Origin of the sequence: Oryzobacter terrae (genome assembly GCF_042756445.1) — a bacterium.
Lineage (GTDB): Bacteria > Actinomycetota > Actinomycetes > Actinomycetales > Dermatophilaceae > Oryzobacter > Oryzobacter terrae.
Map to the genome: position 1 here is coordinate 370,625 of NZ_CP170578.1, position 26,208 is coordinate 396,832.

Annotated in this window: 23 protein-coding genes and 1 tRNA gene; 5 read left to right on the forward strand and 19 right to left on the reverse strand. The window is 73.6% G+C overall.

The window, feature by feature from the left end; genetic code table 11:
- The first annotated feature begins 1 nt into the window (after position 1).
- Complete coding sequence (locus tag ACFWN3_RS01780) at positions 2-1,339, forward strand: DUF1501 domain-containing protein (RefSeq protein WP_377642830.1); 1,338 nt, start codon at positions 2-4, stop codon at positions 1,337-1,339.
- 41 nt (positions 1,340-1,380) lie between these two features.
- On the opposite strand, the gene ACFWN3_RS01785 is transcribed toward ACFWN3_RS01780, so the two are convergent.
- Positions 1,381-1,917, reverse strand: a complete 537-nt coding sequence (locus ACFWN3_RS01785) for a GNAT family N-acetyltransferase (protein ID WP_377642833.1) — start codon at positions 1,915-1,917, stop codon at positions 1,381-1,383.
- A gap of 168 nt (positions 1,918-2,085) precedes the next feature.
- Between ACFWN3_RS01785 and ACFWN3_RS01790 the strand changes: the two genes are divergently transcribed.
- On the forward strand, positions 2,086-2,859 hold the full coding sequence (locus ACFWN3_RS01790) for a DUF554 domain-containing protein (protein WP_377642836.1): 774 nt from the start codon (positions 2,086-2,088) through the stop codon (positions 2,857-2,859).
- Positions 2,860-2,863: 4 nt separating this feature from the next.
- On the opposite strand, the gene ACFWN3_RS01795 is transcribed toward ACFWN3_RS01790, so the two are convergent.
- The 17 genes from ACFWN3_RS01795 to ACFWN3_RS01875 all read right to left on the reverse strand — a co-directional run bounded on the left by ACFWN3_RS01795 (position 2,864) and on the right by ACFWN3_RS01875 (position 22,956).
- The gene (locus tag ACFWN3_RS01795; protein ID WP_377642839.1) at positions 2,864-3,472 is read right to left on the reverse strand and encodes an ANTAR domain-containing response regulator; all 609 of its coding nucleotides are present in this window, start codon (positions 3,470-3,472) and stop codon (positions 2,864-2,866) included.
- Between the two features lies 1 nt (position 3,473).
- Positions 3,474-3,556: transfer RNA gene (locus ACFWN3_RS01800), tRNA-Leu, on the reverse strand.
- 50 nt (positions 3,557-3,606) lie between these two features.
- Positions 3,607-5,058 carry a pyruvate kinase gene (gene pyk / locus ACFWN3_RS01805; RefSeq protein ID WP_377642841.1) on the reverse strand — a complete coding sequence of 484 codons (1,452 nt, stop codon included), beginning with the start codon at positions 5,056-5,058 and terminating at the stop codon, positions 3,607-3,609.
- A gap of 186 nt (positions 5,059-5,244) precedes the next feature.
- Positions 5,245-6,705 (reverse strand): glutamate synthase subunit beta, encoded by a 1,461-nt coding sequence (locus tag ACFWN3_RS01810; RefSeq protein WP_377642844.1) that lies wholly within the window; start codon positions 6,703-6,705, stop codon positions 5,245-5,247.
- Entirely contained in the window at positions 6,698-11,239 is a 4,542-nt protein-coding gene (gene gltB / locus ACFWN3_RS01815; protein ID WP_377642846.1) for a glutamate synthase large subunit, read from the reverse strand. The genes ACFWN3_RS01810 and gltB overlap by 8 nt, the downstream gene beginning before the upstream one ends.
- A gap of 127 nt (positions 11,240-11,366) precedes the next feature.
- Entirely contained in the window at positions 11,367-12,302 is a 936-nt protein-coding gene (gene lgt / locus ACFWN3_RS01820; RefSeq protein ID WP_377642848.1) for a prolipoprotein diacylglyceryl transferase, read from the reverse strand.
- Positions 12,299-13,069, reverse strand: coding sequence for a DsbA family protein (locus tag ACFWN3_RS01825; RefSeq protein WP_377642849.1), 771 nt, complete (start codon positions 13,067-13,069; stop codon positions 12,299-12,301). The genes lgt and ACFWN3_RS01825 overlap by 4 nt, the downstream gene beginning before the upstream one ends.
- A gap of 32 nt (positions 13,070-13,101) precedes the next feature.
- A complete protein-coding gene (locus tag ACFWN3_RS01830) occupies positions 13,102-13,623 on the reverse strand; it encodes a MauE/DoxX family redox-associated membrane protein (protein ID WP_377642851.1) in 522 nt (173 codons plus the stop codon).
- A complete protein-coding gene (gene trpA, locus ACFWN3_RS01835) occupies positions 13,620-14,435 on the reverse strand; it encodes a tryptophan synthase subunit alpha (protein WP_377642853.1) in 816 nt (271 codons plus the stop codon). Before trpA ends, ACFWN3_RS01830 begins: the two co-directional genes overlap by 4 nt.
- The gene (gene trpB / locus ACFWN3_RS01840; RefSeq protein ID WP_377642855.1) at positions 14,432-15,676 is read right to left on the reverse strand and encodes a tryptophan synthase subunit beta; all 1,245 of its coding nucleotides are present in this window, start codon (positions 15,674-15,676) and stop codon (positions 14,432-14,434) included. The genes trpA and trpB overlap by 4 nt, the downstream gene beginning before the upstream one ends.
- Positions 15,677-15,678: 2 nt before the next feature.
- Entirely contained in the window at positions 15,679-16,479 is an 801-nt protein-coding gene (gene trpC, locus ACFWN3_RS01845; RefSeq protein WP_377642857.1) for an indole-3-glycerol phosphate synthase TrpC, read from the reverse strand.
- Positions 16,480-16,490: 11 nt separating this feature from the next.
- Positions 16,491-16,727, reverse strand: a complete 237-nt coding sequence (locus ACFWN3_RS01850; RefSeq protein WP_377642858.1) for an HGxxPAAW family protein — start codon at positions 16,725-16,727, stop codon at positions 16,491-16,493.
- A gap of 58 nt (positions 16,728-16,785) precedes the next feature.
- On the reverse strand, positions 16,786-17,391 hold the full coding sequence (locus ACFWN3_RS01855) for a Trp biosynthesis-associated membrane protein (RefSeq protein WP_377642861.1): 606 nt from the start codon (positions 17,389-17,391) through the stop codon (positions 16,786-16,788).
- Positions 17,388-18,962, reverse strand: coding sequence for an anthranilate synthase component I (locus ACFWN3_RS01860; protein ID WP_377642863.1), 1,575 nt, complete (start codon positions 18,960-18,962; stop codon positions 17,388-17,390). Before ACFWN3_RS01860 ends, ACFWN3_RS01855 begins: the two co-directional genes overlap by 4 nt.
- Complete coding sequence (hisI, locus tag ACFWN3_RS01865; RefSeq protein ID WP_377642865.1) at positions 18,959-19,333, reverse strand: phosphoribosyl-AMP cyclohydrolase; 375 nt, start codon at positions 19,331-19,333, stop codon at positions 18,959-18,961. The genes ACFWN3_RS01860 and hisI overlap by 4 nt, the downstream gene beginning before the upstream one ends.
- A 160-nt stretch (positions 19,334-19,493) precedes the next feature.
- Entirely contained in the window at positions 19,494-22,148 is a 2,655-nt protein-coding gene (locus ACFWN3_RS01870) for a hypothetical protein (RefSeq protein WP_377642867.1), read from the reverse strand.
- 118 nt (positions 22,149-22,266) lie between these two features.
- Entirely contained in the window at positions 22,267-22,956 is a 690-nt protein-coding gene (locus ACFWN3_RS01875) for a Pr6Pr family membrane protein (RefSeq protein WP_377642869.1), read from the reverse strand.
- Positions 22,957-23,026: 70 nt separating this feature from the next.
- Here ACFWN3_RS01875 and ACFWN3_RS01880 point away from each other — a divergent pair, with 70 nt between their 5' ends.
- Complete coding sequence (locus ACFWN3_RS01880; RefSeq protein ID WP_377642871.1) at positions 23,027-23,677, forward strand: TIGR03085 family metal-binding protein; 651 nt, start codon at positions 23,027-23,029, stop codon at positions 23,675-23,677.
- 45 nt (positions 23,678-23,722) lie between these two features.
- Here the strand turns inward: ACFWN3_RS01880 and hisF are convergent, their stop codons facing one another.
- Complete coding sequence (hisF, locus tag ACFWN3_RS01885; RefSeq protein ID WP_377642873.1) at positions 23,723-24,496, reverse strand: imidazole glycerol phosphate synthase subunit HisF; 774 nt, start codon at positions 24,494-24,496, stop codon at positions 23,723-23,725.
- 33 nt (positions 24,497-24,529) lie between these two features.
- Between hisF and ACFWN3_RS01890 the strand changes: the two genes are divergently transcribed.
- Together ACFWN3_RS01890 and ACFWN3_RS01895 are read left to right on the forward strand one after the other, a co-directional pair.
- Entirely contained in the window at positions 24,530-25,129 is a 600-nt protein-coding gene (locus ACFWN3_RS01890) for a hypothetical protein (RefSeq protein ID WP_377642875.1), read from the forward strand.
- Positions 25,126-26,208 carry an aromatic acid exporter family protein gene (locus tag ACFWN3_RS01895; RefSeq protein WP_377642877.1) on the forward strand — a complete coding sequence of 361 codons (1,083 nt, stop codon included), beginning with the start codon at positions 25,126-25,128 and terminating at the stop codon, positions 26,206-26,208. Before ACFWN3_RS01890 ends, ACFWN3_RS01895 begins: the two co-directional genes overlap by 4 nt.

The following is a 26,208-nucleotide window of genomic DNA, read 5'->3' on the forward strand; positions in this document are numbered from 1 at the left end:
GATGACCGACTCCGACCCCACGACGCCGACCCCCGACCCCGCGGCCGCCGTCGCCCCCGAGCCGTGCGGCTGCCCGGACGACGACCGGGCCGCCGCGGGCGTCTCGCGCCGGGGCGTCCTCGCGGGGGCCTCGGGCCTCGGTGGGCTCGCCGCCTCGTTCGCGTTCGCCTCCCCCGCGGAGGCGACGACCCGGCTCACCTTCGCCGACGCCGGGTACACCGGCGACACCGTCGTCGTGCTGTCCTTCCGCGGCGGCTTCGACGGGCTGTCGGCCGTCGCCCCCGTGGCCGACCCGGCGTACGTCGCCGCGCGCCCCAACATCGCCGTGCCGCAGTCGCGCGGCGTCGCCATCACCTCGCGGTTCGCCCTCCACCCGGCGCTCGCCCCGCTCAAGCCCCTCTTCACGAGCGGGAAGCTCGCCATCGTCCACGCCCTCGGGCAGCCCAACGCCACCCGTTCGCACTTCACCGACATGGACGAGATGGAGCGGGCCGCGCCCGGGTCGTCGCTGCGCACCGGCTGGCTCGACCGGATGGTCGGCGCGACGACGACGCCGGGCCCCTTCGCCGCGACGACGATCGGCGGCACCATCGCGCCGCGGTCCCTCCTCGGCCCGACGCCGGACCTGGCGCTGCGCACCATCGACTCCTTCAGCCTCAGCGGCACCTGGGACGCCACCGAGACGAACCGGTGGACGACGGCCCTGCGTGCCGTGCACGCCGGCGCGGTCGACACCCTCGCGACGCCCGCCCGGACCACGCTCGACGCCCTCGGCACCGCCGCCACCGTCCGCGCCGCGGGCTACACCCCCGCCGCTGGCGCGGCGTACCCGAGCGGCTCGCTCGGGGAGTCGCTGCGCGACACGGCCCGCCTCGTCAAGGCGGGCATCGGCCTGCGGGCCGTCACCATCGACTCCGGCAACTGGGACATGCACGCCGACCTCGGACGCAGCGACGGTGGCTGGATGTACCGCCAGCTGCTCGAGGTCGGGTCGGCCCTCGCCGCCTTCATGACCGACCTCGGGACCGCGGCCGACCGGGTCACCCTCGTCACGCTGTCCGAGTTCGGCCGCCGGGTGGCCGAGAACGGCTCCGGCGGCCTCGACCACGGCTCGGGGAACGTCTCGTTCGTCCTCGGCGGCGGCGTCAACGGGGGCTCGGTCTACGGCACCTGGCCGGGACTGGCGCCCGCCGACCTCCAGGCGGGCGACCTCAAGGTGACGACCGACTACCGGGTCGTCCTCGGCGAGATCCTCGAGAAGCGGTGCGGCATCACGGCGAGCACGGTCTTCCCGGGCATCCCGTCGACCCGGCTGGGCGTCGTCCGGGCCCGCTCCTGAGCGGGGACCGCTCGTGAGCGGGGACCGCTCGTCCGGTCCCCCTAGAGGGTGCGGGTGGCCGCGAAGGCGCGGCTGCGCAGCGACCGGCGGCGACGCATCAGCTCGTTGCCGGTCTCGCACGTCTCGGGCGCCAGCTTGCGGCGCAGCGTGCTCGTGGGGACGACCCGGCGCACGATCGTCGAGGTGAAGCCGAGCCGGGCGAAGAAGCGGTTCGCGTCGCGGCTCGTCGTCGGGACGTTCGAGACGACGATCTCGCAGCCGGCCCGCTCCGCCGAGGTCAGCACGGCGCCGATGAGCGACTTGGCCACCCCGTGGCGGCGCACGTCGGGGCCGACCCAGAGCTGCTCGATGGCGAGCTCGGCGCCGGGGCTGAGGCCGAACGGGTTCTCGGTGGCGATGGCGTAGCCGACGGCCTCGCCCTCGACGCGGGCGACGAAGGCCAGCACGCCCGGCCGGCGCAGCGCCGTCGTCAGGCGGCCCTCGGTGACGGCGCGGGCCGCCGCCTCCTTGCTCGAGCCGGAGTCGATCCGCGCGGCGAGCCACAGCCCCGTGATGTCGCGGAGGTCATCGGGATCCACCACAGACACGTCCACCGCCCGCCTGGCCACGGCATCCTCCGTCATCGTTGTCAGGACCTCGCGGACCCGGGGCGTGGGAGCACTCCCAAGCACCCGACACTAGCCCCGCGGGGGCCCGGGCGGAAGCCCGAATGGATGATTGTTGAACCACTTCGGTAGGTTGCCACGGTGACGAGCCTCTTCCCCGGTGCGGGCACCGTCCTCAACGTCCTCACCGTCGTCGTCGGGGCGGGCCTCGGGATGGCCGTGGGCCACCGGCTGCGCGCCCACACCCGCGACGTCGTCACCGACTGCCTCGGCCTCGTGACGCTCCTCGTCGCCGGCCTGTCGGCCTTCGCCGTGACCGACGCCTCCCTCGCCGCGGCGGTGGGCTCGGGGGCGCCCGTCCTCGTCGTCCTCGGCTCCCTCGTCATCGGCTCGGTCACGGGGTCCCTGCTGCGCATCGAGGAGCGGCTCGAGGGCCTCGCCGGCACCGTGCAGGGCTGGGTGTCGCGCCGCTCGCGCGCCGAGGGGGGCACCGACCACGCGGCCCGCGAACGCTTCATCGAGGGGTGGCTCACCGCGTCGCTGCTCTTCTGCGTCGGTCCGCTGACCATCCTCGGCTCGCTCAACGACGGCCTCGGGCGCGGCATCGACCAGCTCGCGCTCAAGTCGGTGCTCGACGGGTTCGCCGCCCTCGCCTTCGCCGCGAGCTTCGGGGTGGGCGTCCTGATGTCAGCGGTGTCGGTGGCCGTCGTCCAGGGCCTGCTGACGCTCGTGGGCGTCGTCCTGGGCTCCGTCGTCCCCGACGCCCACATCGCGGCCCTCACGGCCACGGGAGGGCTCATGCTCGTCGGCATCGCGCTTCGGCTGCTGCGGGTCCGCGAGGTCCCCGTGGGCGACATGCTGCCCGCCCTGCTCGTCGCTCCCCTGCTCACCCAGCTCGTCGTCTGGCTGCGCTGAGCGGTCAGGCCTTCTCCATCCCCGCGACGACCGCGTCCGCGACCTCCTTCATGCCCATCCGGCGGTCCATGGCCGTCTTCTGGATCCAGCGGAACGCGTCGGCCTCGGTGATCTTCAGCTTCGCCATGAGGACGCCCTTGGCGCGGTCGACGGCCTTGCGCGTCTCGAGCCGCTCGCCGAGGTCGGCGACCTCGGCCTCGAGGGCCTTGACCTCGGACCAGCGCGAGAGCGCGATGTCGATGGCCGGGGTGACGTCACCGGCCGTGAACGGCTTGACGATGTAGGCCATGACGCCGGCGTCGCGGGCGCGCTCGACGAGCTCGGTCTGGCTGAACGCCGTGAGCATGACGACCGGGCAGATCCGCTCCTTGCCGATCTGCTCGGCGGCGGTGATGCCGTCCATCACCGGCATCTTCACGTCCATGATGACGATGTCGGGCTTGAGCTCGAGGGCCATCGCGACGGCCTGCTCGCCGTCACCGGCCTGACCGACGACGTCGTAGCCGGCCTCGCCGAGCATCTCGGCGAGGTCGAGCCTGATGATGGCCTCGTCCTCGGCGACGAGGACGCGACGGGCGGTACCGGGGGCTTGGGCAGCGGTGGTCTCACTCATGTGCCGGGAGCGGGACTTGAACCCGCACGCCCTCGCGGGCAGAGGATTTTGAGTCCTCCGTGTCTGCCATTCCACCACCCCGGCCGGGGCGCGTCGTCAGCATACCGACGCGTCCGGGCCGGTCCGGCGGGCGCTCAGGTGGCGAGCTCGCTGTAGGCGGGGGCCACCCGGTTGCGCGCGTCACCGATGCGGTGGACGCGCAGCGCGTTCGTCGAGCCGGGAATCCCGGGGGGCGACCCGGCGACGATGACGACGAGGTCGCCCTCGACGACCCGCCCGGCCGCGAGGAGGACCTCGTCGACCTGCATCGCCATCTCGTCGGTGTGCTTGGCGTCCTGGACGAGGAAGGTCTCGACGCCCCACGTGAGGGCGAGCTGGCTGCGGGTCCACTGGCTCGGGGTGAAGGCGAGCATGGGGATGCGGGGGCGCACGCGCGACAGGCGTCGCGAGGAGTCGCCGCTCATCGTGAAGGTGATGAGGTAGGTGCAGCCGAGGAGCTCACCGATCTCGGCGGCGGCCGCGGTGACGGCGCCGCCCTTGGTGTGCGGCCGGCTGCCGAGCGGCGGGATGCGGTGCAGCCCGTGGTCCTCGGTGTTCTCGATGATCCGGGCCATCGTGCGCACGGCGGCGAACGGGTGCTTCCCGACGCTCGTCTCGCCCGAGAGCATGAGGGCGTCGGCGCCGTCGAGGACGGCGTTGGCGGCGTCGGAGGCCTCGGCGCGGGTGGGGCGGCTGTTCTCGATCATCGACTCGAGGACCTGGGTCGCGACGATGACCGGCTTCGCCTGGCGGCGGGCGAGCTCGCAGGCGCGCTTCTGGACGAGCGGGACCTCCTCGAGCGGCATCTCGACGCCGAGGTCGCCACGGGCCACCATGAGGCCGTCGAAGGCCCGGACGATGTCCTCGAGGTTGTCGACGGCCTGCGGCTTCTCGATCTTGGCGATGACGGGCAGGCGGATGCCCTCCTCGTCCATGATCGCGTGGACGTCGACGATGTCCTCGGCGGAGCGCACGAACGACAGGGCGATCATGTCGACGCGCATCCGCAGCGCCCAGCGCAGGTCGTCCTTGTCCTTCTCGGACAGGGCCGGGACGGAGACGGCGACGCCCGGCAGGTTGATGCCCTTGTTGTTCGACAGGGTGCCGCCCTCGACGACGTCGCACACGACGTCGGTCTCGGTGACCTCGGTGGCCACGAGGGCGAGCTTGCCGTCGTCGATGAGGATGCGGTCGCCGGCGGTGACGTCGCCGGGGAGGCCCGAGTAGGTGGTGCCGACCTCCTTCTCGTCGCCGGGCACGTCGCGGGTGGTGATGGTGAAGCTCGTGCCCTTGACGAGCTCGACGGGCCCGTTCTCGAAGCGGGCGGTGCGGATCTTCGGGCCCTGGAGGTCGACGAGGACCCCCACGGCGCGGCCGGTCTCGTCGCTGGCCTTGCGGACGTCGAGGTAGACGCGCTCGTGGTCGGCGTGGTCGCCGTGGCTGAGGTTGAGGCGGGCGACGTCCATCCCGGACCGGACGAGCTCGCGGAGGTTCTCCGAGGAGGTCGTGGCGGGGCCCAGGGTGCAGACGATCTTGGCGCGGCGCATGACTGGAACCCTAGCGGTGGAACCGTTTGCACAGGTGACCGGGGCCACATCCCGGACCACCGGATGTGAGCGCAACCATCCTTGGCGCAATTTCGGGGTTACCCCGAAATTGCGCGCCTCACCCGAGTTCTAAACCGGGGTGAAGCGCACCTTTTCGGGGTCACCCCGAACTTGGGCCCGGGGGGGTCAGACGGAGAGGGGGCGGTCGGTGGGGTTGACCGGGCGCGGCAGGCGCGAGGGCTTGCCCATGAGCCAGGCGTCGACCTCGTGCGCCGCGGAGCGCCCCTCGGCGATGGCCCAGACGATGAGCGACTGCCCGCGTCCGGCGTCCCCGGCGACGAAGACCCCCGGCACGGTGGACATGAAGCGACCGTCGCGGGCGACGTTGGTGCGCGGGTCCTTCTCGACGCCGAGCTGCTCGAGCAGCCCCTCCTGCTGCGGGCCGAGGAAGCCCATGGCCAGGAGGACGAGCTGCGCCGGGATCTCGCGGTCGGAGCCCTCGACCTTCTCGAAGCCGCTCTCGCCCATGACCACCTCGTGGAGGCGCAGCCCGCGGACCCGGCCCTCCTCGTCACCGAGGATCTCGGAGGTCGACACCGCGTAGACGCGGTCGCCGCCCTCCTCGTGGGCCGAGGCGACGCGGAAGAGCATCGGGTACGTGGGCCACGGGTGCGCGGCGGCGCGCTCGAGCCCGGGCTGCGGCATGATCTCCAGGCTCGTCACCGAGCGGGCGCCCTGGCGGTGGGAGGTGCCGATGCAGTCGGCCCCGGTGTCGCCGCCGCCGATGACGACGACGTCCTTGCCCTCGGCCGTCACCTGGCCCTCGACGCTCTGGCCGAGCGCGACCCGGTTGGCCGGCGGGAGGAAGTCCATCGCCTGGAGGACGCCGTCGAGCTCGCGGCCCGGGACCGGGAGGTCACGGGGCACCGTGGCGCCGATGGCGACGACGACGGCGTCGAAGCGCTTGCGGAGGTCGGCGCCGGTGAGGTCGCGGCCGACCTCGACGCCGGTGCGGAAGCGGGTGCCCTCGGACTTCATCTGGGCGATCCGGCGGTCGACGACGGACTTCTCCATCTTGAACTCGGGGATGCCGTAGCGCAGGAGGCCACCGGGCTGGTCCGCCCGCTCGTAGACGGCGACGGTGTGACCGGCGCGGGTCAGCTGCTGGGCGGCCGCGAGGCCCGCGGGGCCGGACCCCACCACGGCGACGGTCTTGCCGGACAGCCGCTCGGGCGCCTCGGGGTCGACCGTGCCGTTGGCGAAGGCGCGGTCGATGATCGACACCTCGACCTGCTTGATGGTCACCGCCGGCTGGTTGATGCCGAGGACGCACGAGGACTCGCACGGCGCGGGGCACAGCCGCCCGGTGAACTCGGGGAAGTTGTTCGTCGCGTGGAGCCGGTCGATCGCCTGGCGCCACTCGCCGCGCCACGCGAGGTCGTTCCACTCGGGGATGAGGTTGCCGAGCGGACACCCGCTGTGGCAGAACGGGATCCCGCAGTCCATGCAGCGCCCGGCCTGGCGCTGGAGCTCGGTGACCGGCTGCTCCTCGTAGACCTCCTTCCAGTCCTTGATCCGGACCGGGACGGGTCGACGACGCGGCAGCTCGCGCTCTCGCGTCCTCAGAAAGCCCTGGGGGTCAGCCACGGGACGCCTCCATGATCCGCTCCCACACCTGGGTGCCGTCGGGGTCGAGCCCTTCCGCCGCAGCCTTGGCCCGCACGTCGAGGACGCGCTGGTAGGCCCGCGGGAGGACGAGGGTGAAGGCCGAGCGGGCGGTGTCCCAGTCGGCCAGGAGCCGCGCCGCGACCGCGGAGTCGGTCCACCGGACGTGGCGCTCGAGCAGGTCGTGGACGACGAGCTCGTCCTCGGGGCGCAGCGGCCGCAGGTCGACGAGCTCGGGGTTGACGTGCGAGCGGTCGAGGTCGAGGACGTACCCGACGCCACCGCTCATGCCCGCCGCGACGTTGCGCCCGGTGGGCCCGAGGATCAGGGCCGTGCCGCCGGTCATGTACTCGAGGCCGTGGTCGCCCACGCCCTCGACGACCGCGGTGGCGCCGGAGTTGCGCACGCAGAACCGCTCGCCGACGCGGCCGCGCAGGAACAGCTCGCCGGAGGTCGCGCCGTAGCCGATGACGTTGCCGGCGATGACGTTGTCCTCGGCGACGAGGGCCGACCCGGGAGCCGGGCGGACCGTGACGCGCCCACCGGACAGGCCCTTGCCGACGTAGTCGTTCGCGTCGCCCTCGAGGCGCAGCGTCACGCCGGCGGGGAGGAAGGCGCCGAAGCTCTGTCCCGCCGAGCCGGTGAGGGTGAGGTCGATGGTGCCGTCGGGCAGCCCCTGGGAGTGCCGCTTGGTGACCTCGTGGCCGAGCATCGTGCCGACCGTGCGGTTGACGTTGCGGACCGCGAAGCGTGCCGTGACGCGCTCACCGGTGTCGATGGCGTCGCGGGCCGCCGCGATGAGCTGGTGGTCGAGGGCCTTCTCGAGGCCGTGGTCCTGCGCGATGGCGTGGCGCACGCCGGACCCGTCGGGGCTCTCGACCTTGGTGAGGATCGGGGCGAGGTCGAGCCCGCTGGCCTTCCAGTGCCGCACGGCCTTGGAGGTGTCGAGGTGCTCGATCTGGCCGACGGCCTCGGCGATGCTGCGGAAGCCGAGCGCGGCGAGGTGCTCGCGGACCTCCTCGGCGATGTACTCGAAGAAGGTCTCGACGAACTCGGGGGCGCCGGAGAAGCGGGCCCGCAGCTCGGGGTTCTGCGTCGCGATGCCGACCGGACAGGTGTCCAGGTGGCAGACCCGCATGAGGATGCAGCCCGAGACGACGAGCGGGGCGGTGGCGAAGCCGAACTCCTCGGCGCCGAGCAGCGCGGCGATGACGACGTCGCGCCCGGTCTTGATCTGCCCGTCGACCTGGACGACGATCCGGTCGCGCAGGCCGTTGAGGACGAGGGTCTGCTGGGTCTCGGCGAGGCCGAGCTCCCACGGACCGCCCGCGTGCTTGAGGGAGGTGAGCGGCGAGGCGCCGGTGCCGCCGTCGTGCCCCGAGATGAGGACGACGTCGGCGTGCGCCTTGCTGACGCCCGCGGCGACCGTGCCGACCCCGACCTCGGAGACCAGCTTGACGTGGACCCGCGCCTGCGGGTTCGCGTTCTTGAGGTCGTGGATCAGCTGGGCGAGGTCCTCGATGGAGTAGATGTCGTGGTGCGGCGGCGGGCTGATGAGGCCGACCCCGGGCGTGGAGTGCCGGGTCCGCGCCACCCACGGGTAGACCTTCGGGCCGGGCAGCTGGCCGCCCTCGCCGGGCTTGGCCCCCTGCGCCATCTTGATCTGGATGTCGTCGGCGTGGGTGAGGTACATCGAGGTGACGCCGAAGCGCCCGGAGGCGACCTGCTTGATCGCCGAGCGGCGCTCGGGGTCGAGGAGCCGGTCGACGTCCTCGCCGCCCTCGCCGGTGTTCGAGCGCGCCTTGAGGCGGTTCATCGCGATGGCGAGGGTCTCGTGCGCCTCCTGGCTGATCGAGCCGTAGCTCATCGCGCCGGTGTTGAACCGCCGGACGATGTCGGCGACCGGCTCGACCTCCTCGATCGGCACGGGCGGGCGCTCGTGGGCGCCGCCGAGCTCGAAGAGGCCGCGCAGGGTCATCAGGCGCCCGGCCTGCTCGTCGATGCGCGAGGTGTACTGCTTGAAGACGTCGTAGCGCTTCGCCCGCGTCGCGTGCTGGAGGCGGAACACGGTGTCGGGGTCGAAGAGGTGCGGCTCGCCCTCACGGCGCCACTGGTACTCGCCGCCGACCGTGAGCTTGCGGTGCGCCTGGCGGATGCCGTCGGGCGGGTAGGCCATCGCGTGGCGGGCCGAGGTCTCGGCGGCGAGGACGCCCAGGCCCACCCCGCCGAGCTGGCTCACCGTGCCGGTGAAGAACTCGTCGACGAGGTCCTGCGAGAGGCCGATCGCCTCGAAGACCTGCGCGCCTCGGTAGGAGGCGACGGTCGAGATGCCCATCTTCGACATCACCTTGAGCACGCCCTTGCCGAGCGCCTTGATGAGGTTGGCGACCGCCTTCTCCTCGGTGACGTCGGTGATGGCGCCGCTGCGCACCATGTCCTCGACGGTCTCCATCGCGAGGTAGGGGTTGATCGCGGCCGCGCCGTACCCGACGAGGAGGGCGACGTGGTGGACCTCGCGGACGTCGCCGGCCTCGACGAGGAGGCCGACCTGGGTGCGGGTCTTCTCGCGGATGAGGTGGTGGTGCACGGCCGAGGTGAGCAGCAGCGAGGGGATGGGCGCCGCGTCGCGGTCGGAGTCGCGGTCGGAGAGCACGACGAACCGGGCGCCGCCCTCGATCGCGGCCGAGACCTCGTCGAAGATCTCGTGGAGGCGGGCCCGCAGCGCGGCCTCGCCACCGGTGACGTCGTAGGTGCCGCGGACGACGACCGTGCTGTAGCCGGGGAGGTCGCCGTCGGCGTTGATGTGGACGATCTTCGCGAGCTCGTCGTTGTCGATGACCGGGAACGGCAGGAGCACCTGGCGGGCGTGGGCGGGCGAGGCGTCGAGGACGTTGCCCTCGGGGCCGATGCTCGAGCCGAGCGAGGTGACGAGCTCCTCGCGGATGGCGTCGAGCGGCGGGTTGGTGACCTGGGCGAAGAGCTGGGTGAAGTAGTCGAAGACGAGCCGCGGGCGCTCGGAGAGCACGGCGATCGGGGTGTCGGTGCCCATCGACCCGAGCGCCTCGAGGCCGCCGCTCGCCATCGGCGCGAGGAGGATCTTCAGCTCCTCCTCGGTGTAGCCGAAGGTCCGCTGGCGCCGTGCGACCGAGGCCGCGGTGTGGATGATGTGCTCGCGCTCGGGCAGGTCCTTGAGCTCGATGAGCCCGGCGTGCAGCCACTCCTCGTAGGGGTGCTCACCGGCGAGCGAGGTCTTGACCTCCTCGTCGCTGACGATCCGGCCGGCGGCGGTGTCGACGAGGAACATCCGGCCCGGCTGGAGCCGGCCGCGGCGCACGACGTTCTCGGGCTCGAGGTCGAGGACGCCGGCCTCCGAGGCGAGGACGACGAGGCCGTCGTCGGTGACCCAGTAGCGCCCGGGGCGCAGGCCGTTGCGGTCCAGGACCGCGCCGATGAGGGTGCCGTCGGTGAAGGTGACGCAGGCCGGGCCGTCCCAGGGCTCCATGAAGGTGGAGTGGAACTCGTAGAACGCCTTGCGGGCCGGGTCCATCGACTCGTGGTTCTCCCAGGCCTCCGGGATCATCATGAGGACGGAGTGCGGCAGCGAGCGCCCGCCGAGGTGGAGCAGCTCGAGGACCTCGTCGAAGGTCGCGGAGTCGGAGGCGCCCGGGGTGCAGATCGGGAAGAGGCGGTCGAGGTCGCCGGGGATGACGTCGGAGCTGACCTGGGACTCGCGGGCCATCATCCAGTTGCGGTTGCCCTTGACGGTGTTGATCTCGCCGTTGTGCGCGATGAGCCGGTACGGGTGGGCCAGCGGCCAGCTCGGGAAGGTGTTGGTGGAGAAGCGCGAGTGGACGAGGGCCAGCTCGGTGGCGAAGCGCTCGTCGGACAGGTCGGGGAAGAACGGCTCGAGCTGGCCGGTCGTGAGCATGCCCTTGTAGACCACGGTCCGACACGACAGCGAGGGGAAGTAGACCTCGACCTCGCGCTCGGCCCGCTTGCGCAGGCAGAAGGCGAGCCGGTCGAGGGCGACGCCCGTGGTGCCGGCCTCGGCGGCGACGAAGAGCTGCCGGAAGACGGGCATGCACTCGCGGGCGGCGCGGCCCACGAGGTCGGGGGTCACGGGGACGTCGCGCCACGCGAGGACGCGCAGGCCCTCCTCGACGGCGATCTCGCCGATGCGCCGCTCGGCCTCGGTGCGCTCGGTGTCGTCGGTGGGCAGGTAGGCCATGCCGACGGCGTACGCGCCGGCCTCGGGCAGCTCGACGTCGAGGACGGCCCGCAGGAAGGCGTCGGGGACCTGGGTGAGGATGCCCGCCCCGTCGCCGACGAGCGGGTCGGCGCCGGTGGCACCGCGGTGGTCGAGGTTGCGCAGCGCGTCGAGGGCGTGGGCGACGATGTCGTGCCCGGCGCTCCCCCGCATCGTCGCCACCAGGGCCACACCGCAGGCGTCGTGCTCGTGCTCGCGGCGGTAGAGGCCGGTGTCGGCGGGCTGGGCGGAGAAGCGGGCGACGGTCACGTCGCATCACCGTCCTCAGGGGTCGTCGATCCATGGGGACCGGGCACGGCAAGGTCAGGCGCGGACGGCGTCGGCCACGTCACGGAATCGTAGCCCCGGCCTCCGTCGTCTTGCATTTCGAGCGGCGCTATCCCACATCCTGGGACTCGGGGCCCTGCTGCGAGCGGGCACCGGCCGGGGCGCCGTCGTCCGGCGCCGTCGGGTCGTCGGTGCCCTCGCGACCGGCCCGACGCCGGGTGAACCACACGATCCAGACGCCGAGGAGGAAGACCAGGATGCTCGTCCAGACGTTGAGCCGCTGGCCCCAGACGAGCTCGGCCTCGTCGGTGCGCATCTTCTCGATGACGATCCGCCCGACGGGGTAACCGGCGACGTAGAGGCCGAACACGGCCCCGGGGTGCAGCCGGCGTCGGCGGTCCAGGACCAGGAGCCCCACCGCGAGGACGACGAGGAAGAGCGACTCGTAGAGGAAGGTCGGGTGGAAGGTCCCGAGGACGACCGGGTCGCCGGCGCCGTCGACGACGGCGCGGCCCGTGCCGTTGTCCCACTCGTGGACCGTCAGGCCCCACGGCAGGTCGGTGGGCCCGCCGTACAGCTCGTTGTTGAACCAGTTGCCCCACCGGCCGACGGCCTGCGCGAGCGCGACCCCCGGTGCCGCGGCATCGGCGAACGCGAGGAAGGGGATGGAGTTGCGGCGGCAGCCGATCCAGGCGCCGAGGGCTCCGAGGGCGATCGCGCCCCAGATGCCGAGGCCGCCCTCCCAGATCTTCAGCGCGTCGAGGGGGCGGCCGTTCTCGCCCCAGTACGGCTCGGGTGTGGTGACGACGTGGTAGAGCCGGCCGCCGACGATCCCGAAGAGGACGGCCCACGCCGCGACGTCGAGCGCCTGCTCCTTCTCGAACCCGCGCGGCACGAGGCGCCGCCCGGTGAGCCAGACCGCGAGGACGATGCCGAGGAGGATGCACATCGCGTACATCCGCAGCGGGAGGGGCCCGAGGTGGAGGACGCCGACCGTCGGGCTGGGGATGGTCGCGGGCAGCAGGGCCGAGGCGAGGGTGGTCACGGGGTCGCCGCCTCGACGGCCGCGGTGAACCCCTCGGGCGACGCGATGGCGCCGAGCTCCTGGTCCTTGCCGTCGATGCGCACCGTCGGGGTGCCGCGCACGCCGTCGGCGAAGCTCTGCTTCTCGACCGAGTCGACGTAGGCGTCGTAGCGGCCGCCCTCGACGCAGTCCTGCCACGTGGCGAGGGCGTCACCGGTGATGCCGGCGGCCTGCGCGAAGCCGGAGAGCTGGGCGTCGGTGAAGCCCGCGCCCTCGGTGGCGGGCTGGCCGGGGAAGACCTGGTCGTGGAACTCCTGGAACCGGCCGGCGTCGGCGGCGCAGAACGCGGCGTTGCCCGCGCGCGTCGAGCTGTCGTTGCGCAGGTTGTCGTCGAGGAAGTTCTTCACGTGGTAGACGAGGACGATCCGCCCCTCCTTCGCGAGCCCGGTCACCGTCGCGCCGGTGAGCTCCTCGAACTGCTTGCAGGCCGGGCACTGGAAGTCCTCGTAGACGTCGACCGTCGGCGCCCCCGGGCGGGCCGTGACGTCGGCGAACGCGCGGTAGCCCTCCCCCATCGCGGCGACGCCCTTCGGGAGCGCGGTGCCGCCGGTGGGGGCGTCGTCAGCGGACCGCTGCGACCAGATGACCCCTCCGACGACGGCGATGATCGCGACGACGAGGACGACCGCGCCGACGACGATCCGGTTGGCCCCGCCGCCCGCGTTCGTGCTCGCGGCGCGGATCTTGGCCTGCCGGTCGGTGGACGGGGTGGACTTCGAGCTGCCCATGGGTGGCGCGGTTCCTCTCGGGGGTGAGGTGGTCAGTGGCCGAAGAGCCGCTGGTCGAGCGAGGCGAGGGTGCGGGGCCGGACGGCCAGCCACGCGCCCGCGGCCGCGAAGGCGAGGTCGCGGGCGATCTCCTGCGGGTAGCGCGTCTCGTCGGCGCCGATCTGGCCGCCGCCGCCGAAGCAGCCGCAGTCGATGGTCAGGCCGCGCGCCCACGCCTGCGCGATGCCGGCGACGAAGGCGAGCATGAGGACGGTCGAGACGACGGCGACGGGACGGGTGAACAGGCCGAGGAGCAGGAGGACCCCGAGGACGACCTCGACGAAGGGCAGCGCGAGGCCGATGGCGCCGGCGAGGTCCATCGGGAAGATCTCGTAGGCCTGCACGGCCCGCTGCGCGGTGAGCGGCGAGCCGACCTTCGCGGCACCGGCGTAGACGAGGACGACCCCGAGGACGAGGCGCGCCAGGAGCCCGACGAGGTCGCGGACCCGGGTGCGGCGGTCGGCCGGCCCGACCACCGTGGTGGCCTCCGTGTCCGGCTGCGTCCCCGCGCTCACCTGCGCCCGTTCCTCACTCCCTCGGCCAGCTCGGCCGTCAGGTCGCGCAACGCGTCGAGGCGGTCGCCGAGTTCCCCGTCGCCACCGAGGGTGCGCACGAGGGCGGACCCCACGATGACGCCGTCGACGTACTCGGCCAGCTCGGCGGCCTGGGCGCCGGTGGAGACGCCGAGTCCCACGCACACGGGGAGGTCGGTGACCTCGCGGAGCCGCTCGACGAGCCCGCGGGCGTCGGTGTCGACGCTCGTGCGCGCACCGGTGACGCCCATCGTCGAGGCCGCGTAGACGAACCCGCGGCACGCCGAGGTGACCCGCTCGAGCCGCTCCGGGGTCGACGACGGCGCCACGAGGAAGATGCGGTCGAGGCCGTGCCGGTCGCTCGCCGCGAGCCAGTCGTCGGCCTCGTCGGGGATGAGGTCGGGGGTGATGAGGCCCGCTCCCCCGGCCGCGGCGAGGTCGGCGGCGAACTGCTCGACACCCCGGCGCAGGACGAGGTTCCAGTACGTCATGACGACCGGCACCGCGCCGGCGTCGCGGACGGCCGCGACGGCCGTGAAGACGTCGTCGACCGTGGCCCCGCCGGCCAGCGCGGTGGCCATCGCCTCCTGGTTCACGGGGCCGTCGATGACCGGGTCGCTGTAGGGGATCCCGACCTCGACGACGTCGCAGCCGGCCTCGACGAGGACGCGCATCGCCTCGATCGAGCCCTCGACGCTCGGGTAGCCGACGGGGAGGTAGCCGACGAGCGCGGCGCGACCCTCGGCACGGCACCGGCGCAGGACGTCCTCGAGGCTGCTGACCGCGGTCGTCACGAGCCGGCTCCCTCGACGAGGCCGAACCACTCGGCGGCGGTGTGCATGTCCTTGTCGCCCCGGCCCGACAGGTTGACGAGGACCAGGGACTCGGGGCCGAGCTCGCGCCCCACCTCCATCGCGCCCCAGAGGGCGTGGGCCGACTCGAGGGCCGGGATGATCCCCTCGGTGCGGCACAGGAGCGAGAACGCCTCCATCACCTGGTCGTCGGTGGCGTACCGGTACTCGGCCCGGCCGCTGTCGCGCAGCCACGCGTGCTCGGGACCGACGCTCGGGTAGTCCAGCCCGGCGGAGATCGAGTGCGACTCGACCGTCTGGCCGTCGTGGTCCTGCATGAGGTAGCTCATCGCCCCGTGGAGCACGCCCGGTCGGGTCGTCGTCTCGGCGAAGCGGGCGGCGTGCTTCCCGGTCTCGATGCCCGACCCGCCGGCCTCGATGCCGATGAGCCGCACACCGTCGTCGGGGACGAACTTGTGGAAGATCCCCATCGCGTTGGATCCGCCTCCGACACAGGCGATCACGGCGTCGGGGAGCCTGCCGGCGAGCTCGAGCACCTGGGCCCGGGCCTCCTCGCCGATGACCGCGTGGAAGTCGCGGACCATCTCGGGGAACGGGTGCGGGCCCGTGACGGTGCCGATGAGGTAGTGGGTCGTCCCGACGTTGGTGACCCAGTCGCGCAGGGCCTCGTTGATCGCGTCCTTGAGCGTCGCGCTGCCGTGGTCGACGGGGACGACCTCGGCGCCGAGGATCTTCATCCGGGCGACGTTGAGCGCCTGGCGCTCGGTGTCGACGCGGCCCATGTAGACCCGGCACTCCAGGCCCATGAGCGCCGCGGCCGTGGCGGTGGCGACGCCGTGCTGGCCCGCACCGGTCTCGGCGATGACACGGGTCTTGCCCATCCGCTTGGTGAGCAGCGCCTGGGCGAGGACGTTGTTGATCTTGTGCGAGCCGGTGTGGTTGAGGTCCTCGCGCTTGAGGACGACGCGCGCGCCACCGCAGTGGGCGGCGAAGCGCGGCACCTCGGTGATGATGCTCGGGCGGCCGGTGTAGGTGCGGTGCAGGCGGGCCAGCTCGTCGAGGAAGTCGGGGTCGAGCATCGCCTTCTGGCGGGCCTCGTCGAGCTGCTCGAGGGCCGGGATGAGCGCCTCGGGCACGTACCGGCCGCCGAACGGCCCGAACCGCCCGGGTCGCGGCAGCTCCTCGGGGACGAGGTCGGAGATCGAGGGGGCGTCGTCGGGCACGGTCAGTCCTTCGGGGTGGGTGCGCCGGCCGCGATGATCGCCTCGGCGCCGGCGCGCGGGTCGCCGTCGCGCACGAGGGCCTCGCCGACGAGCACGGCGTCGGCCCCCTGCGCGGCGTAGGCGGCGGCGTCCTCGGGTCCGGAGATCCCGGACTCGGCGACGGTGACGACGCCCTCGGGGATGAGGGGCCGCAGCCGGGAGAACGTGTCGGGGTGGATCTCGAGGGTCTTGAGGTTGCGGGCGTTGACGCCGACGACCGTGGCGCCGGCGTCGACCGCCCGCTGCGTCTCGACCTCGTCGTGGACCTCGACGAGCGCGGTCATCCCGAGCTCACCGGCCCGCGTGAGCATCGAGCCGAGCTCGTCGTCGGAGAGCGCGGCGACGATGAGGAGGACGATGTCGGCGCCGTGGGCACGGGCCTCCCACAGCTGGTAGTCGGTGACCATGAAGTCCTTGCGCAGGACCGGGATGTCGACCGCGGCCCGGACGGCGTCGAGGTCGCCGAGGCTGCCGCCGAACCGGCGCTGCTCGGTGAGCACCGACACGGCGCTCGCTCCCCCGGCGGCGTAGTGCACCGCGAGGGCGGCGGGGTCGGGGATCTCGGAGAGCGCGCCCTTGCTCGGGCTCGCGCGCTTGACCTCGGCGATGAGCGACAGGCCCGGCCGGCGCAGGACGCTCTCGGCGTCGACGGCGGGGCGCGCGGCGGCCACGGCCGACTCGACCTCGGCGCGCGAGGTGAGCCGCTGTCGCGCCGCGAGGTCCTCACGGACCCCGGCGACGATGGAGTCCAGGACGGTGGTCACGGCCCCGCCCGTCAGTGGATGGAGGGGGCCTCGTCGCGGGGGCGTCCGGCCGCGCCGTACCCGGCCATCGACAACACCTTCCCCGCGACGACCCCGACGAGGGCCAGGACCACGCCGCCGACGAAGAGCCAGAGGTTCGGGAAGAGGACCGCGAGGGCCATGATCGCCGACGCCACGAGGAGGATGCCCACCGCCGCCCAGGCGGCGACGCTGTGCCCGTGGTCCTCGTGCTCCTCGTGCTGGCTCATGGCGTCACTCCTCGGGGATGGGGTCGGGCGACCCTCGACGTGTCTCGTGCCGATTCTGTCAGGTCTGGCGGTCGGGGCCGACATCGGTCGGGTCCCGACCTGCGGAGAGCTCGTCCCAGGCGCTGCCGACCCGTTCGCCCCGCGGACCGGCGACGTCAGCGCCCTCGGTCCCGGGGACCTCGTAGCGGCTGCTCGGTCCCGCCCAGCGGCGCATCCCCAGGATGGCGCCCGCCAGCCCGACGAGCGAGAGGACGAGGGCGACGAGCGCCGCGACGGGCCACACGGTGGGGTCGGCCAGCGTCTCGACCGACCCCGTGCGCCCGACGCGTGCGGCGGCGACGGGCCCGAGGACGCCGTCGGGGTCGAGCAGGACCCGCACCGCGAGCAGGCCCGCGACGACGAGGAGGAGCGCCCAGCCCCCGAGCGCGACGACGCGGGTCACCCGCCCGGAGGCGACGGTCGCGACGGCGGCCGCCGCGAGGGCGAGGGCGACCGCCGTGAGACCGGGGGCGACCTCGACGCCGGTGGCGCTGATCCGGGTCGCCCCGAGGACGGCGTCGTCGACCGCACCGGTCACCCACGGCCGGAACGTCACCGCGAGCAGGGCGAAGGCCCCGACGAGCCCGAGGAGGGCGACGGGGCCCCGGCGCCCGAGGCGGCTCACGTGACCGTCCGCATCGCCCCGGCCGTGGCGACGGCCCGCAGCGCGGCGGTGGCCTTGTGCACGCACTCCTCGTGCTCGCGGGTGGGGTGCGAGTCGGCGACGATGCCCGCACCGGCCTGCACGTGGGCGACGCCGTCCTTGACGACGGCGGTGCGGATGGCGATGGCCATGTCGAGGTCGCCGTGGAAGTCGAGGTAGCCGACGACCCCGCCGTAGACGCCGCGCCGTGACGGCTCGTAGTGCTCGATGAGGGCGAGGGCGCGCGGCTTCGGGGCGCCGGACAGGGTGCCCGCGGGGAAGGTGGCCACGAGGACGTCGTAGGCGCTGGCCCCGGGCCGGGTCTCCCCCACCACGGTCGACTCGATGTGCATGACGTGGCTGTAGCGGCGGACGTCCATGAACTCGACGACGTCGACGGTGCCGGGTCGGCAGACGCGCTGGAGGTCGTTGCGCCCGAGGTCGACGAGCATGACGTGCTCGGAGCGCTCCTTCGGGTCGACGATGAGCTCCTCGGCGAGGCGGACGTCGTCCTCCGGCGTCTTGCCGCGGGGCCGGCTCCCGGCGATGGGGTGCGTGATGGCGCGGTCCCCGGTGACGCGGACCAGGGCCTCGGGGCTGCTGCCCACGACGGCGTAGTCGGAGCCGTCGGGAGCCGGGAACCGGAAGAGGTACATGTACGGGCTGGGGTTGCCGGCCCGCAGCGCGCGGTAGACGTCGAGCGGGTCGGCGGGGCACTCCATCGAGAAGCGCTGCGACAGGACGACCTGGAACACCTCGCCGGCGCGGATGTCCTCCTTGGCGAGCTCGACGACCTCCTCGTAGCGCTCCTGCGTCGTGTTCGAGGTGACGCCCGCCATCGCGAGGTCGACGGCCTCGGTGTCGACGACCGCGACGGTGCTGTCGGCCGGTGCGGCGAGGGCTCGCGTCATCGCGTCGAGCCGGTCGACGGCGTCGGCCCACGCCTGCTCCACCCGGTCGTCGGTGTCGTCGTAGTTGATCGCGTTGGCGACGAGGAGGATCGAGCCGTCGGTGTGGTCGAGGACCGCGAGGTCGGTGGCGAGCATGAGGGCGACCTCGGGGAGCCCGAGGACGTCGGGGGCTGTGCTGGGCACCTTCTCCCAGCGGCGCACGGCGTCGTAGGTGATGGCGCCGACCATGCCGCCGGTGAGCGGCGGGAGCCCGGCCACGGGCTCGGTCGCCAGCGCCTCCATCGTGGCGCGCAGGGCGTCGGTGGCCGGCCCGGTGGTGGGGACGCCGACGGGCGGCTCGCCGACCCAGTGGACCTCGCCCTCCCTCTCGGTGAGGGTGGCCCGGCTCGCGGCGCCGACGATCGACCAGCGCGACCAGACGCCGCCGTGCTCGGCCGACTCGAGGAGGAAGGTGCCGGGCCGGTCGCCGGCGAGCTTGCGGTAGACGCCCACCGGCGTCTCGGCGTCGCCCATGAGGCGGCGGACGACGGGGATGACCCGGCGGTCCCGGGCCAGGACGCCGAAGACGTCGAGGCTCGGCCACGTCTGCCCGTAGGCGAGGGTGGGCGCCTCGGCCGAGGGGGCGGCGCCGGTGGTCGTCACGCGGCTCCCCCCGACACGGCCCCGAGGTCGCCGGCGTCGAAGCAGGTCCGGTCGCCGGTGTGGCAGGCCGCGCCGACCTGGTCGACCCGCACGAGGAGCGCGTCGCCGTCGCAGTCGAGGGCCACCGAGCGCACGTGCTGGACGTGGCCGCTCGTGTCGCCCTTGCGCCAGTACTCGGCCCGGCTGCGGGACCAGAAGGTGACGCGACCCTCGGTGAGGGTGCGGCGCAGCGCCTCGTCGTCCATCCAGCCGAGCATGAGGACGTCACCGGTGTCGTGCTGCTGGACGATCGCGGCGACGAGACCCTGCTCGTCGCGCTTCAGGCGGGCGGCGACACCGGGGTCGAGGGACGGCTGCGGGCTGGAGGGCACCCGGTCATTGTGCCGCGCGTGACGTTCCGTCCGGCGTCCGGCCCGTGCGCCGGACACCGCGATCCCCCGACCCTCGCCATCCACTGCCCACCTCGCCGGCCACGTGCGGTATCGCACCCGTGGCCGGCGAGATGGGGTGTGGACGGTGGCGGCGACGCTCTCAGCCGACCGTCCCCCCGCGGAAGTCGTCCATGACGGCGTTGGCCGCGTTCGAGGTCCACACGCCGATCGACCCGCCCTTGGCGTTGAAGAACGTCCTGTCGCCGCTGCTGAGGGTGACCGTCGCGACCTGCGTCCCGTTCCGGAGGACCTCCACGACGCCGCTTGCCAGCACGCGGCCGGTCAGCTGGTCGCCGTCGGCGAAGGCCGCGGCCTTGGCCGGGTAGGCGGTCCAGCTGAGCTGCCCGAGCCTCAGCGTCGAGACCCTGACCGCCTTGGCCGCCCCGTCGTAGGTGACGGAGATCCCGCCCAAGGACTGCAGGGTGCCGGTCTGCACCTTGAGGAGGACGCCCTGCGACACGCTCTTGCGGTCGATGGACCTCAGCGTGATGGTGGCCTGTTGGGCGGTCCCGAACGCGGATGGCTTCCAGACCAGGGCACCACCGGTACCCACGTCCAGGGCGTTGCCGGTGATCTTGTACATGCTGCTGGAGGTGGCGCCGAGCCACGTGGCCCCGACGGCCCCGTTGGGACGGGTGAAGGTGTCCAGCACCGCCGCCGCGACCGGGAAGGACCGGGCGACCGGGATCGCCGCGCCGTAGACGGCGTTGCCCCCCTGGCTCGCGGTGACCGTGCAGGTGCCGATCGCCGTCGGCCGCACGGCACCGCCGACGATGGTGCACGGCCCGGTGGCGGTCCAGGCGACGGCCAGGCCGGACGACGCGGTGGCGGAGAGCGGCACGTCGGGTCCTCCGGCGGTCGCAGCCGGCAGTGGGGCGAAGGTGATGGTCTGCCCGAACGTCGTCGAGGACCCACCGGGCGCGACCTGCTGCGTCGCGCCGGCCGCTGTCGACAGGGTCACCGTGGTGCTGCCGAGGTTCTGCGCCGACCCGGTGTCCTGCAACCGCCCGGCTCCGCCGCTCGGCACGGTCAGGGTGACCGCACCGTCGGGGGTCGTCGCCTCGGCCGAGCCGGAGGTCACCCGCACGATGACGCTGCCGCACGAGACGACGACGTCGGCTCCGGCGGGAAGCCGGACGGTGAAGCCGCTGCACACGGTGACCGTCACCCGCCCGGTGCCGGTCCCGGTCACCTGGAGCCGCATCCCCGCCGGGTCGGACCCGACGGCCAGCGACAGCCCGCTCGGGACGTCGACGACGGAACCCGGCACCCCGAGCCCGGCCGCGAAGGTGGTGCTCACCGTGTAGCCCACCGAGGCCGTGTCGGTCACTCCGCCGACGCTCGCGCTGGCGGTGAAGGTCCTGCTGCCCGGCGACGCCGTGTCGAGCGGGGATCCGGAGGGCACCGTGCCGGAGCAGTCGGCGCCTGCGGGTTGGCACGAGTAGTCGGCCGTGACGCTCTCGCCGAGCTGGTAGGTGGCCCCGTCGACCGGAGCGCTGACGCTCACGCCCGGCGCGGGCACGTCCGCCGTGCTGATCCTCGTCAGCGACGAGAGTCGGGTGGGGTCCTCGTTGGTGTACGAGCTGGCGCCCAGCACGAGGGTGCCCGGCCCTGCCACGGCGGAGGCGGCCCCGTAGTCCCATCCGCGTCGGGGCATCTCGAGCAGCGACAGCTGGGTGCCGTCGGTGTCCACGCGCGCGAGGAAGCGGTTGGAGCCCGTCCCGGCCTCGGTGGTGCCGAAGACCGCCAGCTCGCCCTGGTCTGCGGTGATGTTCGAGGGATAGCGAGCCATCGTGGAGTACGGCGTGAGGACCCGTGCCCACCGGTCGCTGCCGTCCGGCGCGAAGGCGGCCACGTAGGTCTCCTGGCGCAGGCGCACCTCGTCGCGGAAGTTGGATCGTCCCGTGACGTACACCCCGCCGGTCGCATCCGTCGTCACGGCACCGGCGCCGTCGCCACCACCCGCGACCGGATCGAAGATCCGGGTCCACTGGACGTCACCGTCCGGCGAGTAGGAGCGCACGAAGGAGTCCTCCGGCCACAGCACGGCGGGATTCTCGAAGCCTTCCTCGACGGCAAAGGCGGTTCCCACGATGACGGGGTCCCCGTTCGGGGCGATGGTGACATCCGAGACGGCCTCGGTGTAGATGATGTCGCCGGGGAAGGTCGGTAGGACGGTCACCGACCGCGACCAGAGCACGGTGAAGGACGCATCGAGCTTCACCAGCGTGGAGGCACCCCGGGGCTGTCCCGTGTTGACGTAGCCCGTCAGGTAGATGTTGCCGTCGGCGTCGGACTCGGCCGGACCCGGGATGAAGGACGGGAGGGTCTCGCTCACGAGGATGTTCCCCTGTGCATCCAGCCGCCGAAGGACCGCGGTGTAGGCGCCCTCTCCGGTCACCACGGCGACAGAGCCGTCCTCGTCGGCCATCAGTGTGCTGACCGTCCCCATGCCGCTCGGGGCGAACTGGCGACCCCAGAGCAGGGTGCCCGCGGGGTCGTACTTGCGCACCCACGTCTGCGGCCCGGGCGTGGGCGGGTTGGCGTCGTGCAGCTGGCCGCGGGTGTCGCCGGCGACGTAGACGGACCCGTCCGGCGCGACCTCGACCGCCGTGATGCCGACGGACTCCTCGTCGTCGATGACCCGTTCCCAGACGACCGTCTCCGCCTGCGCCGACAGCGGCAGCACGGGGACCAGACCGAGGGTCAGGACGACGGCGAGGAGCACACGGAGGCGAAGCGACAGCGCAGACATGGCAGGCCTTTCAGGCGGCGGTGGCCGAAAGGGCGAGCAGGTCCCCGGACGCACCGTAGCAGCCGTCCGGGTCGTCCGACATGGCCCGTTCGAGCCCCCTCGGCCGCAGCGTCGGGACCTACGCGACGGACCCTTCGTGCGCTCTCCGGCGCTGCTCGTGGCCCCCGCCAGACGGGGCGGGGGCCAGGCGGCGGTCGAGCTCCCGGACCGCCGCGAAGAGGGCGAGGAAGAGCAGGGTGATCCCGATGCACGCCACGACCACGGTCCCCACCCCGTCCTTGCGGCTGTCGAGGAACGGGTAGGGGTACCAGCCGCTGAGGCCACCGACGACCAGCGTCCACAGCAGCCAGACGACGGGCCAGGCGAGTGCGCGCGCCACCGTCGCCCACGCGACGCGCGGCCGCGGGCCGACGAGGGCCCAGCCGACGACGGCGAGCAGGGGCACGACCATGTGGAGCAGCTTGTCGGCGACCCAGTTGGCGCCGTCGAGGTCGAGCAGCGGGCGGAGCAGGACGAAGTGCACCAGTCCGGTCACGGTGATCCCGACGAGGGCCGCCAGGCGCACGACCCGCCACCAGGACCCGTCTCGCGCCGGGTCGCGCCACAGCTGCCACGAGGTCACGGCCACGAGGACGTTGCTCTGGATCGTGAAGTAGGAGGCGAGCCGTCCCATCCGGGTCAGGAGCGGCGGGACCTCGTCGTTCAGCACCGCCTCACCGCTGATCGAGAGCACGGTCTGGAGCACGAGGGCTCCGGTCGCGACGAGGGCGACGACGAGGTGCAGGAGGCGGGCGCGGGATGCCGTCACGCCCGGCAGCCTAGGGCCGCTCCGCCGCCGACCCTAGGACCTTCGACGCCGGGCACCCATGATGGTCCCCATGACGACCGACCGGACTCCCGTCGCCCGGCTCGAGCGCCTGGCCCTGTGCGACACCTTCCTCGCCGTCGGACCGGACGCCCCGACGCTGTGCGACCCGTGGCGCACCCGCGACCTCGCCGCCCACCTCGTCGTCCGCGAGCGCCGACCCGACGCCGCGGCCGGCATCTGGCTGTCGCCGCTGGCCCGGTGGACCGCGCACGAGCAGGACCGCATCGCCGCCGGCGACTGGGACGAGCTCGTCGACACGATCCGCACCGGCCCGCCGTGGTGGTCCCCTGCCCGGGCGGACCGCGTCGACGCGGTCTTCAACACCCTCGAGCTCGTCATCCACCACGAGGACGTCCTGCGCGGCGACGGCGCCGTGGGGCCGCGGCGGGAGGTGCCCGAGCGCACGGCGCGGGCCGTCCTCAACGCCCTGCGGACGTCGGCCCGCCTGGCGTTCCGCCGGTCACCCGTCGGCGTGCGCCTCGTGGCCCCGGGTCACGACGCCGTCGTCGCCGGACCGGAGGAGCGCGTGGTCACCGTGACGGGCGAGCCGGTCGAGCTCCTGCTCCTCGCGTCCGGGCGCGCTCGGGTCGCAGCCGTCGAGATGGACGGCTCCCCCGAGGACGTCGCCACCCTGCGGACCGCCGAGCTCGGCCTGTCCTGACGGCGACGCCGCCGCGACCCGACCAAGCCCCGACCCGACCCGACCTCAGCGGACGGGGTGGCCGTCGGCGCGCAGGGCGTCCTTGACCTCGCCGATCGTCAGCTCGCCGAAGTGGAAGACGCTCGCCGCGAGCACGGCGTCGGCGCCCGCGCGCACGGCCGGTGCGAAGTGGCCGACGGCGCCGGCCCCACCGCTCGCGATGACGGGGACGTCGACCTCGGCCCGGACGAGGGCGATGAGCTCGAGGTCGAATCCGTCCTTGGTGCCGTCGGCGTCCATCGAGTTGAGCAGGATCTCGCCGGCCCCGAACGAGGCGGCCCGCGCGCACCACTCGACGGCGTCCATGCCGGTGCGGGTGCGCCCCCCGTGCGTCGTGACCTCGAACCCGCCCACGGGAGAACCGGACTCGTCACGGCGCCGCCGGACGTCGGCGGACAGCACGAGCACCTGCGCGCCGAACCGGTCGGCCGTCTCGGCGATGAGCGCGGGTCGGGCGATGGCGGCCGTGTTCACCCCGACCTTGTCGGCACCGGCTCGCAGCAGGCGGTCGACGTCGTCCACCGTGCGCACTCCCCCGCCGACGGTCAGCGGGATGAAGACCTCCTCGGCCGTGCGCGCGACGACCTCGTACATCGTCTCGCGGGCCCCGCTGCTCGCCGTGACGTCGAGGAAGGTCAGCTCGTCGGCTCCCTGCTCGCCGTAGCGGCGGGCCAGCTCGACCGGGTCGCCGGCGTCGCGGAGGTTCTCGAAGTTGACCCCCTTGACGACGCGCCCGGCGTCGACGTCGAGGCACGGGATGACGCGCACCGCCACGGACATGCGCCCACCGTACCCAGCACTAGGCTCGCGACCATGGCCGCCCCGTCCCTCGAGCACGAGCGCACCGACCGGGCCGACCCGGCCCACGTCGCGGCCGTCGTCGCGGCCGCTGCCGCCGCCCGGGCCGACGACGACAGGCCGCCCGGGGCGACCGTCGTGGTCGCCGTCGACGGGCGCAGCGGCTCGGGCAAGACCCTCCTCGGCACCGCCGTCGCCGCGGTGCTCGACTGCCCCGTGGTCCACCTCGACCACGTCTACCCCGGGTGGGACGGGCTCGCCGACGGCGTCGGCCTGCTCACGACCGACCTCCTCGAGCCGGTGGCCCGGGGAGAGGTCGGCAGCTACCGCCGGTGGGACTGGATGCGCTCGCGCCCAGGTCGCGTCGTGCCCGTGCCGCCCGCCGGCGTCCTCGTCGTCGAGGGGTGCGGCGTCCTCACCCCGCCCGCCGTCGACCACGCCACGGTCCGGGTGTGGGTCGACGCCCCCGACGACCTGCGCCGGCGCCGGGCCCTGTCGCGGGACGGCGAGACGTACGCCCCCCACTGGGACCGCTGGGCGGCCCAGGAGGACGTCGCCTACGCGTCGAGACCGTGGGAGGACGCCGACCTCGTCCTGCGCACGGACGCGCCGTGACCACGGCCGCGCTCCGCCCGGGGCTCGAGCGCGGCCTGCGACGCCTGCGCGACCGGTGGCCGGTCCTGCTCCAGATCGGCGTGGCCGTCCTCGTCGCCTGGCTCGTCGCCACGCGCGTCCTCGGCCACGCCGTCCCGTTCTTCGCACCGGTCACCGCCATCCTCTGCCTCGGCCTCACCTACGGCCAGCGCCTGCGACGGATCGTCGAGGTGACCGTCGGCGTCGCCATCGGCGTCCTCGTCGGCGACGTCATCGTCCTCGGGCTCGGCAACGGCGCGTGGCAGATGTCGGTCGTCGTCGTCCTCGCCATGGGGATCGCCGTCGTGCTGTCCAGCGGCCAGCTCCTCGTCATCCAGGCGGGGGTCCAGTCGGTCTTCATCGTCGCCCTCGTCGCGAACCAGAGCGGCGCGGTGTCGCGCTGGCTCGACGCCCTCGTCGGCGGGCTCGTCGCGCTCGTCATCGGTGCCGTGGCCCCGACCTCCCCCATCCGCCGGCCTCGCGCCGAGGCCGCGCGCACCGTGCGTGACGTCGCCATGACCCTGCGGGACGTCGTGGCCGCGCTGCGGCGAGGCGACCGCGCCCTCGCGACGGCCGCGCTCGAGGAGGCCCGCGCCCTCGAGGGCCAGCTCAGCGAGCTGCGCACCGCCGCGGCCGAGGGCGTCGCCATCGTCCGGCAGTCACCCTTCCAGCGGCACCACGCCCCGTCGGCACACGCCGCCCAGGGCCTCGTCGTGCCGCTCGACCGCTGCGTGCGCAACCTGCGGGTCCTCGCTCGTCGGGCCTCCGTCGCGGTCGCGCGCCCCGAGCACGTCCCGGAGCACTACGTCGACCTCGTCGCGGCGCTGGCCGAGGCGGCCGAGGACCTCGCCCGGGTCCTCGACGAGCACTCCACGCCGTCGGCCGCCCGCACCGTCCTCGGGCGGGTGGCCGGCCTGTCGGCACGGGTCGACCCGTCGGCGGGCCTGTCGGCCGAGATGATCCGCGGCCAGGTCCGCTCGATGGTCGTCGACCTCCTCGTCGTCGCGGGGCTCGACGACGACGAGGCGCTCCAGCTGGTCCCCGAGTCGCACCTGCCCTGA

Coding starts and splice junctions, on each gene's coding strand:
- ACFWN3_RS01850 (WP_377642858.1), bottom strand. CDS start 16,727: ATGAGCCAGCACGAGGAGCACGAGGACCACGGGCACAGCGTCGCCGCC.
- ACFWN3_RS01880 (WP_377642871.1), top strand. CDS start 23,027: ATGACGACCGACCGGACTCCCGTCGCCCGGCTCGAGCGCCTGGCCCTG.
- ACFWN3_RS01890 (WP_377642875.1), top strand. CDS start 24,530: ATGGCCGCCCCGTCCCTCGAGCACGAGCGCACCGACCGGGCCGACCCG.
- ACFWN3_RS01870 (WP_377642867.1), bottom strand. CDS start 22,148: ATGTCTGCGCTGTCGCTTCGCCTCCGTGTGCTCCTCGCCGTCGTCCTG.
- ACFWN3_RS01795 (WP_377642839.1), bottom strand. CDS start 3,472: ATGAGTGAGACCACCGCTGCCCAAGCCCCCGGTACCGCCCGTCGCGTC.
- ACFWN3_RS01780 (WP_377642830.1), top strand. CDS start 2: ATGACCGACTCCGACCCCACGACGCCGACCCCCGACCCCGCGGCCGCC.
- pyk (WP_377642841.1), bottom strand. CDS start 5,058: ATGCGCCGCGCCAAGATCGTCTGCACCCTGGGCCCCGCCACGACCTCC.
- ACFWN3_RS01825 (WP_377642849.1), bottom strand. CDS start 13,069: ATGGGCAGCTCGAAGTCCACCCCGTCCACCGACCGGCAGGCCAAGATC.
- hisF (WP_377642873.1), bottom strand. CDS start 24,496: ATGTCCGTGGCGGTGCGCGTCATCCCGTGCCTCGACGTCGACGCCGGG.